Origin of the sequence: Saccharopolyspora spinosa NRRL 18395, from assembly GCF_000194155.1 — a bacterium.
Classification (GTDB): domain Bacteria; phylum Actinomycetota; class Actinomycetes; order Mycobacteriales; family Pseudonocardiaceae; genus Saccharopolyspora; species Saccharopolyspora spinosa.
The window spans coordinates 59,266-72,814 of sequence record NZ_GL877880.1 but is presented as its reverse complement, the minus strand read 5'-3'; the positions used below and the strand labels follow the sequence as shown (position 1 = coordinate 72,814).

At 68.2% G+C, this 13,549-nt stretch carries 11 protein-coding genes; 6 read left to right on the top strand and 5 right to left on the bottom strand.

Annotation, left to right across the window (positions count from 1 at the left end):
* Positions 1 to 418: 418 nt before the first annotated feature.
* The 3 genes from SSPN_RS0130885 to SSPN_RS0130875 all read right to left on the bottom strand — a co-directional run bounded on the left by SSPN_RS0130885 (position 419) and on the right by SSPN_RS0130875 (position 4,555).
* Positions 419 to 1,348 carry a hydroxymethylglutaryl-CoA lyase gene (locus SSPN_RS0130885; RefSeq protein WP_010312678.1) on the bottom strand — a complete coding sequence of 310 codons (930 nt, stop codon included), beginning with the start codon at positions 1,346 to 1,348 and terminating at the stop codon, positions 419 to 421.
* Positions 1,345 to 2,619: a hydroxymethylglutaryl-CoA reductase, degradative gene (locus SSPN_RS0130880; RefSeq protein WP_010312676.1), complete on the bottom strand. Its 1,275-nt coding sequence runs from the start codon at positions 2,617 to 2,619 to the stop codon at positions 1,345 to 1,347. The genes SSPN_RS0130885 and SSPN_RS0130880 overlap by 4 nt, the downstream gene beginning before the upstream one ends.
* A 100-nt stretch (positions 2,620 to 2,719) precedes the next feature.
* Positions 2,720 to 4,555: a helix-turn-helix domain-containing protein gene (locus SSPN_RS0130875; protein ID WP_029535893.1), complete on the bottom strand. Its 1,836-nt coding sequence runs from the start codon at positions 4,553 to 4,555 to the stop codon at positions 2,720 to 2,722.
* A gap of 198 nt (positions 4,556 to 4,753) precedes the next feature.
* On the opposite strand from SSPN_RS0130875, the gene SSPN_RS0130870 reads away from it, so the two are divergent.
* From SSPN_RS0130870 to SSPN_RS0130855, 4 genes are read left to right on the top strand one after another with little or no spacing between them, the layout of a single operon-like run.
* Positions 4,754 to 6,811, top strand: coding sequence for a hydantoinase/oxoprolinase family protein (locus SSPN_RS0130870; RefSeq protein ID WP_010312671.1), 2,058 nt, complete (start codon positions 4,754 to 4,756; stop codon positions 6,809 to 6,811).
* A 25-nt stretch (positions 6,812 to 6,836) separates the two neighbouring features.
* On the top strand, positions 6,837 to 8,987 hold the full coding sequence (locus SSPN_RS0130865; protein WP_010312669.1) for a hydantoinase B/oxoprolinase family protein: 2,151 nt from the start codon (positions 6,837 to 6,839) through the stop codon (positions 8,985 to 8,987).
* A gap of 26 nt (positions 8,988 to 9,013) precedes the next feature.
* Entirely contained in the window at positions 9,014 to 10,288 is a 1,275-nt protein-coding gene (locus tag SSPN_RS0130860; protein ID WP_010312667.1) for a CaiB/BaiF CoA transferase family protein, read from the top strand.
* Positions 10,288 to 11,085 (top strand): enoyl-CoA hydratase/isomerase family protein, encoded by a 798-nt coding sequence (locus tag SSPN_RS0130855; RefSeq protein WP_010312661.1) that lies wholly within the window; start codon positions 10,288 to 10,290, stop codon positions 11,083 to 11,085. Before SSPN_RS0130860 ends, SSPN_RS0130855 begins: the two co-directional genes overlap by 1 nt.
* Positions 11,086 to 11,190: 105 nt before the next feature.
* Here SSPN_RS0130855 and SSPN_RS0130850 read toward each other — a convergent pair whose 3' ends face one another.
* Entirely contained in the window at positions 11,191 to 11,394 is a 204-nt protein-coding gene (locus tag SSPN_RS0130850; protein ID WP_010312659.1) for a DUF397 domain-containing protein, read from the bottom strand.
* 13 nt (positions 11,395 to 11,407) lie between these two features.
* Positions 11,408 to 12,274 carry a helix-turn-helix domain-containing protein gene (locus tag SSPN_RS0130845; protein ID WP_010312656.1) on the bottom strand — a complete coding sequence of 289 codons (867 nt, stop codon included), beginning with the start codon at positions 12,272 to 12,274 and terminating at the stop codon, positions 11,408 to 11,410.
* Positions 12,275 to 12,551: 277 nt separating this feature from the next.
* On the opposite strand from SSPN_RS0130845, the gene SSPN_RS55690 reads away from it, so the two are divergent.
* Both SSPN_RS55690 and SSPN_RS0130840 read left to right on the top strand, forming a co-directional pair.
* Positions 12,552 to 12,827 (top strand): hypothetical protein, encoded by a 276-nt coding sequence (locus SSPN_RS55690; RefSeq protein ID WP_143539430.1) that lies wholly within the window; start codon positions 12,552 to 12,554, stop codon positions 12,825 to 12,827.
* Positions 12,828 to 13,125: 298 nt separating this feature from the next.
* Positions 13,126 to 13,512, top strand: a complete 387-nt coding sequence (locus SSPN_RS0130840; RefSeq protein WP_010312654.1) for a VOC family protein — start codon at positions 13,126 to 13,128, stop codon at positions 13,510 to 13,512.
* The last annotated feature ends 37 nt before the right edge of the window (positions 13,513 to 13,549 follow it).

Here is a 13,549-nt window from a genome sequence, read left to right as displayed (position 1 = left end):
GATGGCGGACACGCATCGCGGCGGCGTTCGCCGGGTTGCCCACTGTTTACGCTGTGGGTAAACCTGATGCGGTTCAAACGTTGATCGGTCATAGGTTGGTGGCTGCATTTCGTTCACCTCCTCTCGGCTGCGTTTTCGATGCCGTCAAGCGGCCGCTTCAGGCTCTTCGGTGCCCTGCCCGGCGGCCCAAATCCTCCGCAGTGGTCGTGATGCGGTCGCGTCCGGGAACGCCAGGGCGCTGTACGCCATCGAACGCCGCGCCGATGACTTCGCCGATCTCGGTGGCGATATCGGGCACCAGATGAAAATGGCAACGTCAGATATAGAACTGGCGGAATGCCTTGCTGGTCTGCCCGTTCGTTGGCCGACTTGGGCGGTAGCGGTAGCGGAATGCGCGAGGCCGGAGCGACGGCTGGTCTCAGCTTTTCCGTAGCGCGCGCACGACCGAAGAGGGACTTTCGCGGCCGAGGTGACCGGCCAGCCAGCTACTCGTTTCGACCAGCTTGGTGAGGTTGAGGCCGGTGCGGATGCCGAGACCTTCGAGCTGCCAGAGGATGTCTTCGGTGGCGAGGTTGCCGGTGGCGCTGTTGGCGTAGGGGCAGCCGCCCAGGCCGCCTGCCGAAGTGTCCACTGTGGTCACTCCATGCTGAAGGGCGGCGAGGGCGTTGGCGAGCCCCTGGCCGTAAGTGTCGTGGAAGTGAACGGCGATCGAGCCAATCGGGACACTGGCGGCGGTGAGGGCGTTGAGCAGCGCGACGACGCGGCCGGGGGTGGCGACGCCAATGGTGTCACCGAGGCTTAGTTCGGTGCAGCCGAGGGAGATCAGTTTGGTCGCGACGTCGACGACTTGTGGCGCAGGAACCGCGCCTTCCCAAGGGTCGCCCCAGCACATGGACACGTAGCCGCGCACCTGCAGCCCGGTTTCGCGGGCTTGAGTGATGACGGGGGCGAACATCTCGAGCGACTCGGCGACCGTGCGGTTGAGGTTGGTCTTGGCGAAGCTTTCGGTTGCCGAGGCGAACACGGCGATGTCGGTGACGCCGAGGTCGAGCGCCCGTTGCAGGCCTCGCAGGTTGGGCACGAGTACGGGGTAGCGGACCGCGGGGCGGCGGTCGAGGCGACGGAGGACCTCTTCGGCGTCGGCGAGCTGTGGCACCCACCTGGGATGGACCATGCTCGTCGTCTCGATGACGGTGTGCCCGGCATCGGCAAGACGTTCGATGAACTCGACCTTCACGTCGGCGGGCACCGGCGTGGACTCGTTCTGGAGCCCGTCGCGGGGGCCGACCTCGCAGATGGTGACGGCTTCGGGGAGGCCAGGGAGCCGTTCGGTCCCGTAGTCGGTCATCGTCCGGCCCGGAGCTCGGCGAGGACCTGCGCGGCGTGGTCGGCCCGGACCTTCTTGTCCGCGATGAGCCGGGCGACGACGGCCGGGACCTCCTCGGCGGTCGCACCGACGGCTGATGCGATGTTGCGGGCGTGCAGGGACATGTGGCCACGCTGGATCCCTTCGGTGGCCAGCGCTCGGACGGCGGCGAGGTTCTGGGCGAGGCCGACGGCCGTGATGATCTCCGCGAGTTCGGCGGCGGTGCGGACGCCGAGCAGGGTGATCGCGGCCTGCGCGGCCGGGTGGACCTTGGTGGCGCCACCGACGAGACCGACGGGCATGGGCAGCTCGAGGGTGCCGGCGACATTGCCGTCGGCATCCTTTTCGAACCGGGACAACGAGGTGTAGAGCCCGGCGGGCGAGACGGCGTGGGAGTGGGCGCCGGCTTCGACGGCGCGGGTGTCGTTGCCGGTGGCGAGCACGACGGCGGTGATGCCGTTCATGATCCCCTTGTTGTGGGTGGCGGCCCGGTAGGGGTCGGCTTCGGCGAGGGCGGCGGCGTGGATGATGTTGTCGACGACCTCGGGGCCGCCGAGCGCGTCCGCGTCGAACACCGCGCGGGCACGGGAGAGCCGGAGATCGGCTTTGTTGGTGAGGATCCGCAGCAAGCTGCTCCCGCGCGCGATCTCGGCCGCCCGGGCGGCGACGGCCTCAGCCATCGTGTTGACCGCGTTGGCGCCCATAGCGTCGCGAACGTCGACCCGAAGGTGCGCGACCACGTAGGTGCCGGCGCGCGAGGGGACCAGCCGGACCGCGATGTCCCGGACGCCACCCCCGAACTCGACGAGCTTGGGGTCCTGGTCGTTGGCGAGCGCGATCAGCTCGTCGCGGGCTTCGAGTAGCCGTACTCGCCCGGCCTCGGGGTCAGCGACGCCGACGATCTGAACCTGGGCCTGCATGACGGGTGGGGTCGAGGACGTGGTGAACCCGCCGCGCACGCGCGCGATCTTGGCGGCGTTGCTCGCCGCCGCGACGACGGAGGCTTCCTCGGTCGCCATCGGTACCAACACGTCGGCGCCGTTGATCACGAAGTTCGTCGCGACACCCAGCGGGATGCCGAGGATCCCGGTCACGTTCTCGATCATGTGGTCCGCCAGCTCGGTGCCGAGGCCGTGCGCGGGGTCGAAGGCGGCGATCGACGCGGGGTCGATGCCGGCGGCATCGGCGACGAACTTGCGCCGGGCCTCGACGGAGAGGTTCCTGAGACCCTGGATACGACTGGTGCGCGGCATGGCGCCCCTCCCACCTCGGTGTGGCTGCGGTACGGAGGAGGACGCTAGTTCGCTGCGCATCGGCCGGGAATGGGCCGATCATCCACTGATGGCGGTAGGACTATGGGCTTTTGGCTAGGGTGGCGAGGCGGACCGCGACGGTGATCCGGAAGAGCCGATCGGGCTCCTGCCATTCCTCGCCGAGTAGCTCGGTCGTGCGTTCCAGGCGTTGGAGGACGGTGTTCTTGTGCAGGTGGAGTGCACGGGCGGTGGCGACTGGGCTCATCCGGTTGCCGAGGTAGGCGGCGAGGGTGGGCAGGAGCTTGCCCGCGTGTTTGGCGTCCCAGTCCAGCACGGGCCCGATGACGCGCCGCACATACGTCGTCACGCGCGCTTCCCCTGGGCCGAACAGGGCCGTGTACGGGAGGTACTCGTCGGTGGTGACGGCGGTGTCGTTCAGCCCGAGTGCGGGCAGGATCCGCACGCACGCCGAGGCCGCGTCGACCTGGGTGTGTAGGTCGGCGGTGGCGTCGGCGATGCCTGCGCCGACCGCCAGAACGGGTGCCCGTACGGCGCGGCGCACCGCGGTGTGGATGAGTGCGCTCGCGGTGGCTGGGTCGGGGTAGGAGGTGATGGCCACGACTCGGTCGGCATGTTCGCCGACCGGGCCGCCGGTCCGGCGCAGGGCGCGGACGGCCTCGCGGCGCAGTTCGGCCGGCACCGAGATCACGACCACTGACCGCAGCTCGTCGAGCCGGATGCCCCGTGCGTGGGCACGGGTGGCGATGTTGGCGCGGCGGTCGGGGTCGTCGGAGAGCATGTCGGCCAGCAAGTCGTCGCGGACGCGCTGTTCGGCCTCGAACATGGCGTCCTGCTTGAGATTGAGCAGCGCGGTGATCTGAGCGGCGCGTTCGGCGGTGCGCAATTCGACGGGGCCGAACTCGACCTCGCCCTGTTCTAGCAGCAGCGCGCCCAGAAGGGTCGGCCCGGCGAGGACTGCGACGGCGTGCGTGCCGTCGCTCGCGGGCGTGCACCGACCACTGCGGCGGCTGCGGTCGACCGCGTCGGCGACGGGGCCGTCGAGGTGTTCGGGGGAGCGAAGCGTGACGTCGCAGCGCAAGGCGCGACCGAGCGCGGTTGCGACGTCTGGTGCTTGACCGCCTTGGAGCACGAGGTTGGTGAGGTCGCTGTGCACGTCGCTGGCCCGTTCCATCGCTTCGACGTGGCGGGCGAGCTCGCCGTAGGCGCGGCGGGCGTCGTCGGCCGAGTCCTGGGTACGGGCGAGCAGGCGAGCGGTCTGCAGGACGATGGCGGCGTGGTCGGCAAAGGCTGACAGCAGGGAGATCTCCTCAGGGGAGAAAGCGTGCTCGACGCGGTTGGCGGCGAACAGCACCCCGATCACCTCGTCGCCGGCGAGTAGCGGGACGCCGAGCAGCGACACGAGGCCTTCCGCGGCCACGGCGGCGTCGATCGCGGAGTCGTGCGGGGCCTCGGTCATCGCGGCGTACTTGGACGTCCAGTAGGGACGGCGTCCTTCGACCACCTGGCTGGCCAGGCCCGCGCCGGGCGGCACCCGCAAGCCGAGGAACGACGGTGCGACCGTCCCGAGCGTGGTTCGCACGCGGAGTTCGCGGCTCTTCGCGTCGAACTCGGATAGGTAGGTGACGTCCGTGCCGACGAGGTCGTGCGCTCGTTCGACGAGCCGACCGAGCAGTTCATCGACGTCGCGAAGCTGGGCAAGCTCGCGCGCGGAGGAGAACAGCGCCGCGAGTTCCTGACCGCGGCGTCGCCAGCGCTCCGAGGTGGCGCGCAGGCGGCGGATTTCGTAGCGGATCCGCGTGGTGTCCTGTTCCGACAGGGGCACGTCGGCGAGCAGGCTGTCCACATCGACTTCCTGCTCAGCCGAGGCCGCTTGCAGCAGACTGACAATAACGTCGCCTGGGAGCGTCTCCGTCACGGGTTCACCTCGATCCGCTGTGCCGATCGCCCAGGGCGTCCTGGGAATCCTGGGCCAACGATACATAGTTTAGGCGGGTTCGCGCTCGTACTGTCCACACCGCGGGTTAGACGGTGTCTCCCTGAAACGAACCTTTCGTGCATACCATCCGTCAGCCCGGAACGATCCGCACCGACGCAGTCAAAGGAGACAGCGACCATGACGCTTCACGTGGGCATCGACGTCGGTGGCACGTTCACCGACGCCGTGGCGATCGTCGACGGGCACGCGATACGTGGCAAGGCGTTCTCGACCAAGGATGTGACCACAGGGATCCTCAGCGCGCTGGGCGTGTTGCGGGAGCGCGCAGGGATGACCGAGGCCGAGTTCTTCGCCGCGGTCGACCGATTCGTCCTGGGCAACACCATCGTCACGAACGCCGTGGATGAGCAGAAGTACGCCGCCGTAGGGCTGCTGACCACCCAGGGCTTCCGCGACACCCTGCGCATCGCCCGGTCGGCCCGCACAGACGAGCGCGACCCGCACAAGATGTCGCCGCCGCCAGACATCGTGGAGCGTCGCCGCATCGTCGAGGTCGCCGAGCGGGTCGACGCGCACGGCAACGTACTCGTCCCGCTCACCGAGGACACGATCGCCACGACCGTGGACGCGGTGCTGGCGACCGGCGCCGAGGCCATCGCGGTCTGCCTGCTGTGGTCGTTCCGCAATGCCGCCCACGAAAATGCGATCGGCGAGTACCTCGACAAGCATCACCCGGGCATCCCGTACACGCTCTCCAGCAGGCTGACGCCGGTCTACCGCGAGTACGAGCGCATGGTCACCACCGCACTGGACGCCGCAGTGAAGCCGATCGTGGCGTCGCACTTCGACCACCTCGCCGATGAGCTGTGGAGCAGGGGGCTGCGAGCTCGGGTGCAGATCATGCAGGTGCACGGCGGTTTCCTGTCGGTGGAGGAGACCGGCAAGGCCCCGATCTCGATGTTCAACTCCGGTCCGGTCGGCGGCGTCACCGGCGCCCGGCTGCTGGCCAAGCAGCTCGGCCGCCGGCGGGTGCTGACCGCGGACATGGGCGGCACGAGCCTCGACGCGGCCGCCATCATCGACGACGAGTTCCGGCTGCTGCCCCGCGCCGAGATCGGCGGCCTGCCCACCAGCCTGACCGCCGTGGACATCGAGACCATCGGCGCCGGCGGCGGCAGCCTCGCCTGGGTGGACGGACGGAACCTGCTGCGCGTCGGCCCCCACAGCGCGGGCTCCGTGCCGGGCCCGGCATGTTACGGAAAAGGCGGCGCCCGGCCCGCAGTCACCGACGCCGCGCTCGTGCTCGGGCTGATCAACCCGGACTACTACCTCGGCGGCACCGTCCCGCTGTACGAGGACCAGGCGCGGGCTGCCCTGCGCAAGCACGTGGCCGAGCCGCTGGGCATCACCGAGGACGCGGCGGCCGAAGGCATGTACCGGCTGGCGACGTCGCAGATGGCCAACGCGCTGCGCAAGATCACCGTGAACCGCGGCCACGATCCGCGCGAGTTCACCCTCGTCGGCTTCGGCGGCGCGTGCGGGCTGTTCGCCGCTAGCATCGCCGCCGAGGCAGGGGTCCGCGAGGTCGTGATCCCGCGCGACGCTGCGGTGTTCTCAGCGCACGGCCTCATGCACGCCGACTCGGTGTTCTCCGCGGTGCAGACGAGCCCGTGGACGATGGACCAGCCCGCGGCGGCGCTCGACAAGGAGTTCGCCGCCCTCGAGGAACGCGCACGAGCATGGTTCGAGGCCGAGGGGATCCCTGAGGCCCGACGCGAGCTGCACCGCGAGGCGGACATGAAGTTCGTGGGCCAGATCTTCGAGGTCACCACCCGCTTGGCGGCGGGCACCTTCGGCGAGGCGGACAAGGACGCGCTGCGTGCCCAGTTCATCGCCGACTACGAGGAAGAGTTCGGCGCCGGTACGGCCTGGACCGAGGCCGAGATCCTGCTGGTCAACTCGAGGGTCCGGGCCATCGGCCGCAGCGAGGTGCAGACGGTGGAGCAGGTCGCGGGCACCGGCGAGGAGCGCCACGAGCTCACTCGCCGCGACGTGATCGAGCCGCTCACCGGCGAGCGCGTCGAGATCGACGTGCACCGCGGGTTCGGTGCGCTCGGTCAAGCGACCGGTCCGTGCCTGCTGGAGGAGCCCGACACCACGGTTTACGTGCCCACTGGCGCCACCGTCGAACTCACCGACAGCGGCGACTTCCTGCTGCGCCTCGCCGACCGCTGACCCCCGCCCGTCAAAGGAGACGACCATGACCAGCACCCCGCGCACGCTGCCCGGCGGGTTCGACCCCGTCACCCTCGAAGTGATCCGCATGCGCCTGGACTCCATTGTGGAGGAAATGGGCATCGCGATGATCCGCTCGTCGGGCTCCCCGGTGATCACCGAGGCCGGTGACTTCAACACCGCGCTGTTCGACCCCACCGGCCGCATCTACGCCTACTCGGACTACGTCCAGTTCCACATCGGCTCTGGCAGCGTCGCTGTGCAGAACCTGGTCAAGGCGATCGAGGGCGAGCCGCTCGCGCCCGGCGACGCGTTCATCTGCAACGACCCGCACACCGCAGGCGCGAGCCACCCGCCGGACACCAACGTGATCTCGCCGATCTTCCACGGCGACGAGCTGATCGGCTGGGCTCAGTCGCAAGCGCACCTGGTCGACGTCGGTGGCATGACGCCTGGCGGGTTCGCGCCTGGCGCCCACGACTGCTACGCCGAGGCGCTGCGGCTGCCGCCCGGCGTCAAGATCTTCGAGCGGGGCGAGCCCGTGGAGTGGGTGCGCCGGATCCTGCTCAACAACGTCCGCGTGCCCGCGCTGTTCTGGAACGACGTGCGCAGCCTGGTGGCGAGCAACAACACCGGCATCCGGCGTCTGCTGAGCACGATCGAGGAGTTCGGGCTCGAGCGGTTCCGCGACTACACGAGGCTGTCGTTCGAGCTGGCCGAGCAGGTCGTGCGCGACCGGATTGCCCGCATCCCCGACGGAACCTACACCGCCGAGGAGTGGACCGAGCACAACGGACACGTCGACGAGTTGTACCGCGTCGCGTGCACCATGACCAAACGCGACGACCAGATCACCTTCGACTTCACCGGCTCCAGCGAGCAGACCGACGGTTTCGTCAACTGCAGCTACGGTGCGCTGGTCGGCAGCGTGGCGACCGCCATCGTGCCGATCCTCGCCTGGGACGTCCCGTTCAACGAAGGCGTCATGACCGCGTTCGACATCGTCGCCGAACCCGGGTCGATCGTGAATCCCCGGCCCCCGGCACCGATCAGCAACGGGCACCTCACCACCGGCGCCCGGGTCAGCCGCGTCGTCACGAAGCTGATGAACGACGCCTGCCGTCGCAGCGACGACGACACCATCCGCGACCGGACCCAGGGCGTGTGGGGCGACTCGTGGACCGGCGGGATCTCCGCGGGCACCACCGATGACGGCGAGTACTTCGTGCTGTTCAACATGGACGGCGGTGGCATGGGGGCCGGCGCCCAGCCGGACCGCGACGGGCTCGACTGTGCGGGGATGATGACGCAGGTCAACAACATGCTGCCCGACGTCGAGATGAACGAGATGCTGTACCCGGTGCTCTACCTGTGGAAGCAGCTCAACACCGAAAGCGCCGGGCACGGCGCCCACCGCGGCGGGCTGGGCCTGCGCTTCGCGTGGACGCTGCACGGCGCCGGGGAGGTCACGCAGACGGTGTTCGCCCCGAACGCCCAGGTCGTCGCCGACGGTTTCGGCGGCGGCTTGCCCGGCGGCGGCAGCGGCCACGAGGTCTGGCGCCAGACCGATGTCGCCCGGCTGCTCGCCGATGGCCTGGTGCCCGCCCCGGACACGCTGAGCGTGGCGGACCGGGAGTTGCTGGAGATCAACCAGCAGTCGGTCATGGTCCGCGCCGGAGACGTGTTCGTGCAGTGGATCGCCGGCGGAGGCGGCTACGGCGACCCGCTGCTGCGCGCCCCGCAGCTCGTCGCCGCGGACGTCCGCGACGGCTACGTGACCGGCGAGACCGCGCAGCGCACCTACGGCGTGATCGTCACCGATGGCACCGTCGACGAGGCCGCCACCCGGCGAGCCCGCACCGAGATGCGCCAGGAACGCCTCGGCAGCACCCCCGCCCAGCAGGTCCCGCCGAACTCGCCGGCCGGGTCTTCGGCGCCACGCCGCGACGCCGGCGGCTGGTACGTGCCCGCCAGCGGCGCCCGCCTGGGCACCGGCGAAGACTGGCGCGGCGAGGCGCGGAAGGTCACCTACGTCGCCGCCGAGCGGCTGGCCGGGTACGGAGTCCGCGTCCGCCCGCGCACCGAGGGCCGCCGCGTGCTGATCGACGAGTTCTACAGTCCCTCGTGCGGCACCCTCCTGGAGGCCCGCGTTCGGGTGGCTGCGGCCACGAGCTGACTAGTCACCTACGGACAGGGACGAACATGACCATCAACGACGACACGATCGTGGGCATGCTGCCTGGCGGGCTGTCTCGGGGCGCGCTGCGCGGCATCGTGGTCCTGGACATCACCCGGGTGGTGGCGGGCCCGTTCTGCTCGATGCTGCTGGCCGACCTCGGCGCGACCGTGATCAAGATCGAGAACCCGAAGGAACCGGACTACACCCGGGACTTCCCGCCGAAGCTGACCTCCTCGTCCGGTGAGCCGGGCGGACCGGACGAGGAGTTCAGCGCGTTCTTCGCGCAGTACAACCGGAACAAGTTCGGCCTCACCATCGATCTATCCACTGAGGACGGTAAGGACCTGCTCAAGAAGCTGGCGCGGCGCGCCGACGTCCTGGTCGAGAACTTCCGGCCGGGCACGATGGACAAGCTCGGCGTCGGCTACGACGTGCTGCGCGGGGAGAACCCGCGCCTGGTGTACACGGCGATCTCCGGCTACGGCCAGACCGGACCGTACCGGCGCCGGCCCGCTTACGACAACAACGCGCAGGCCACCGGCGGCCTGTGGTCGATGAACGGATTCCAGGACCGGCCCCCCGCCCGCGTCGGCACCATCATTGGCGACCTGTCCGCGACGCTGTACGCCGTCATCGGCACCCTGGCCGCACTGCGGCACGCCGAAAAGGCAGGCGAGGGACAGCTGGTCGATGTGTCCCAACAGGACTCGGTGCTCAGCCTCACGGAGAACGCTGTCGTTTCCTACACCGTCGACGGCAAGGTCCCCGGACCGCTGGGCAACGAACATCCCTTCGTCAAGCCCTACGAGCTCTACCCGTGCAAGGACGGGTTCGTGTTCTTCGGCGGCTATACCGACAAGTTCTGGCGCTTGTCCTGCCACCTGTTCGGACAGCCCGAGCTTGCGGACGACCCCGAAATCGACACCATGACCAAGCGATTCGTACCCGAGGTCTACGAACGACGGGTCCGGACGCTGCTGCAGAAGTGGTTCGCGGACAAGACTAAGTCCGAGTTGGAGGAGATCGTCGGCGACGCCGTGCCGTTGAGCGCGATCAAGAACATCGGTGAGGTCGTCGAGGACCCGCAGATCGTCGCGCGCGACATGATCGTCGACGTCGAGTACCCCGAGTTCGGGCAGCTGCGCATGTTCGGCTCGCCGATCAAGCTCGCCGGCACGCCCACCCAGCCGCGTGGGCTCGCGCCGAAGATCGGTGAGCACGCCGACACGGTCCTGCGGGCACTCGCCGATCTCGACGACGAGCGCATCGCCGAGCTGCGCGAGAAGGGGGTGATCTGATGAGCGGCATCGCCCTCGAGCGCGATGGCGCGGTCGCGATCATCCGGTTCAACCGTCCGGACAAGCTCAACGCACTCACACTCGCGATGTACGAAGAACTCGGTGCGGCCTTCGCCGAGGTTCGCGACGACGACTCGCTCGCCGTCGCGATCCTCACCGGCAGCGGGGACCGAGCCTTCTGCGTCGGCGCCGACCTCACCGAGTCCATCCCCGCCCTGTCCGAAGGCCGTTTCGACATCTCGGCATGGGATGCCGCCCACCAGAAGCACACCACGCTGTTCAAGCCGGTGATCGCCGCCATCAACGGCCTGTGCCTCGGCGGCGGGTTCGAGATCATGCTGTCCACCGACATCCGCATCAGTGCCGACACCGCCGAGTTCGGGCTACCCGAAAGCGGCGTCGGCGTCGTGCCCGCCGGCGGCACGCTCACCAGGCTGACGCGGCAGATCCCGTACGTCTGGGCGATGGAGCTGATGCTCCACGGTGACCGGATCCCGGCTACCCAAGCTCTGCGGTACGGCCTGCTCAACGACGTCGTCCCCGCGCCGCAGCTGCTCGAGGCCGCGCTCGACCGCGCTCACCGGCTGGTGGGCAAGAGCGGTACCGCGCTCGCGACGATCAAGGAGGCCGTCCTTCGCCTCGGCGACCTCCCGCAGGACCAGGCATTCCACAGCGAAGCCCGCTACGGCCAGAAGGCCTTCACCTCACCCGACGCCCGCGAAGGCCTCAGCGCCTTCGCCGAACGCCGCCCACCGGACTTCCCGTCCCGCCACGGCACCAAGCCCCACTCCAACTGAGATGACTGATTCCGTGAAGTTGGTGTTAGTGATCGAACTATCAAGGCCGCCTCGGCCGCTAGGTCCTGCCTTAACCGGCGTTGACCGTGCGAAGGACATGACCCCTCAGCCCTGCTTCAGGCGTGCGGTGAACGATGTCCACTGCTCGGGGGTGAACAGGAGCATGCCCCCGTCGCGGTCCTTCGTGTCTCGCACGCCGACCGCTCGCGTCATCACCGCGACCTCCACACAGTGGGCGTTGCTGGCGCTACGACGGGACTTTCGCCAGCGTGCGTCGCTCAAGCGCTGGTAGGCGTGGAAAATGCTCATCTTCTAACTGTAGCTATCGTGGCAGCTCTGTCGAGATCTTCTTGATGAGTGCACGGGAATCCTCGCGGTTGAGCGCTGCCTGGGTAGCGGCCGTGTGGGCGATGGAGTATTCCCGGACGGTCATGGGATCGATGATCAGGTGGGTTGACGTCACAGTCTCCTGCCAGAGCACGGTGGGCAACCGGCCGTTCGGGAAGGTCATGAGATAGAACGCGGAGCCGCCCAACGCCTCGTGTCCTCTCGACGAGAACGGGACGATGCGCAAATCCAGGGTGTCGGGCAGACCGTCGATGAGGGCAAGGAGGTGCTCAAGTTGAGCCTTGAGCACCTTCGGCCCGCCGATTTCCTGGTGCAGCACGGCTTCTGACATGACGGCGTTGAATCGGAGCGGGTCGTCCCGGGTAAGCCTCAGCTGTCTGTTCATCCGGCAGGCGATTCGGCGATCAACTTCTGCCATCCGGAGATTTCCGGTGCTTGTGTCGCTGATCGCTCGTGCGTAGTCCTCGGTCTGCAGCAGACCGTTCATGAGGCCACTGTCGTAGGCGTGCACCGCTTCAGCGCCGTGCTCGAAGCCGAAGAAGCGCAGCAGGTCATTGCCGAAGATGCCGGAGTACTTGGCCCACCAGCCACGCTGGACCGCTTGCTCCCGCAGAGTTCGAAGTTCCTGAGCCTCAGCGTCCTCGACGTTGTACTCCGCCATGAGAGTGTCCAGCTTCTCTGGGACGAGCGTCTTCTTGCCGTGCTCGGCCTCGGACAGGTATGCAGAGGTCACGCCGATGAACTTGGATGCTGCGCCGCTGGTCAGCCCGGCTTCCTCGCGAATTTCCCGAAGGCGACGCCCCAGCGCCCAGTTGGCGACTGTCGGGGAGATTGGCGGCATGCTCGGACTCCTTCTGATCACACCTTTGGGTTTACGAGCTGGCTATATAACCGCAAGTTTCGCTAGCGTCGCTGCTGTCGGTGACGTTATCAGCACATTGCGTCACCGCGTGGCGGTGGCCCCGGCGCTTCCCCTTCCCCCGACCCGGGGCCACCGCGTTCCCCTTCAGTAGCAAGGAGAAGCGATGCATGACATGGCTCTCCCCGACCTGCGCTGCTTGCTGGGACGAGGCCCGGGCTCGCCGCGATGCGGCGGCACGAGAGGCAGGTGCGCAGTGATGACAACCGTCCTTGCCATCGTGCACGAGCCGGGCAACCTGCTGGTTTTTCTGGGCTTCGTTGCAGCGGTATTCGCAATATCCGCACTACTGCCGTTGCGCAGCGGGAATGGTCAGCATGCCCACCCCGGTCCAGGGGCGGTGATGGTGTGGCAACTCGTCGATGCGATATCGGTCGCAACCCCGCATCCCGAGCCGCCTGCCCGTCAACCGCCGGAGCCCATCGAGTGGCCGACCGAGGAATACGTTGGCCGCCACCGCCTAGCTTCGAGTTAGGCGCGCCAGGCGGGGTGTGGTGGAGGCTCGCAAATTTGGGCAAATTTGGGAGCCTCTGTTCGGCATCCGTCGTTGGACCAGTCTCCGAAGACCGGGGGTGCGGTCTTTTCCATGTCGTTGGTGAAGACGTCCTCGTTCTCCATCAACCAGCCGGGACGCTCGTGCTCGTGGTCCTCCTCCCCCTTACGAACATCGCTACCGCGTCGCCGCCATCGGCGACGGCAACGGCCTCGCCGTCGAACACTGCGACTAGCGTGTGGCCCTTGGCGGACGCGCTACTGGACTGGGAGGTCCTGACATGGCCAGTAAGTTCACCGAGCTTGCGATCGCCTGTGCCGATCCCAACGGTCTCGCCCGGTTCTGGTGCGCCGTCCTTGGCTACGAGGTGCAAGACGAAGACGACGGAATTGTCACAATTGGCTCCCCTATGGTGCCTGAGGGCAAGAACCGCCTTGGCCCAGTGCCACCGACGTTGACATTCGCGCGCGTGCCCGAGGGCAAGACCATCAAGAACAGGCTCCACATCGACGTCAATCCAACCGACAGGGAGCAGGACGAAGAGGTCCGTCGCCTGCTCGACCTAGGTGCTCGACACGCCGACGTCGGCCAGGGCGATGTGAGCTGGGTCGTACTTGCCGACCCGGAGGGGAACGAGTTCTGCGTCCTCGCGAGCCGCTGCCCCTGATCGGCGGCCGCACACCGCGCCAGACCTACTCCCGGTA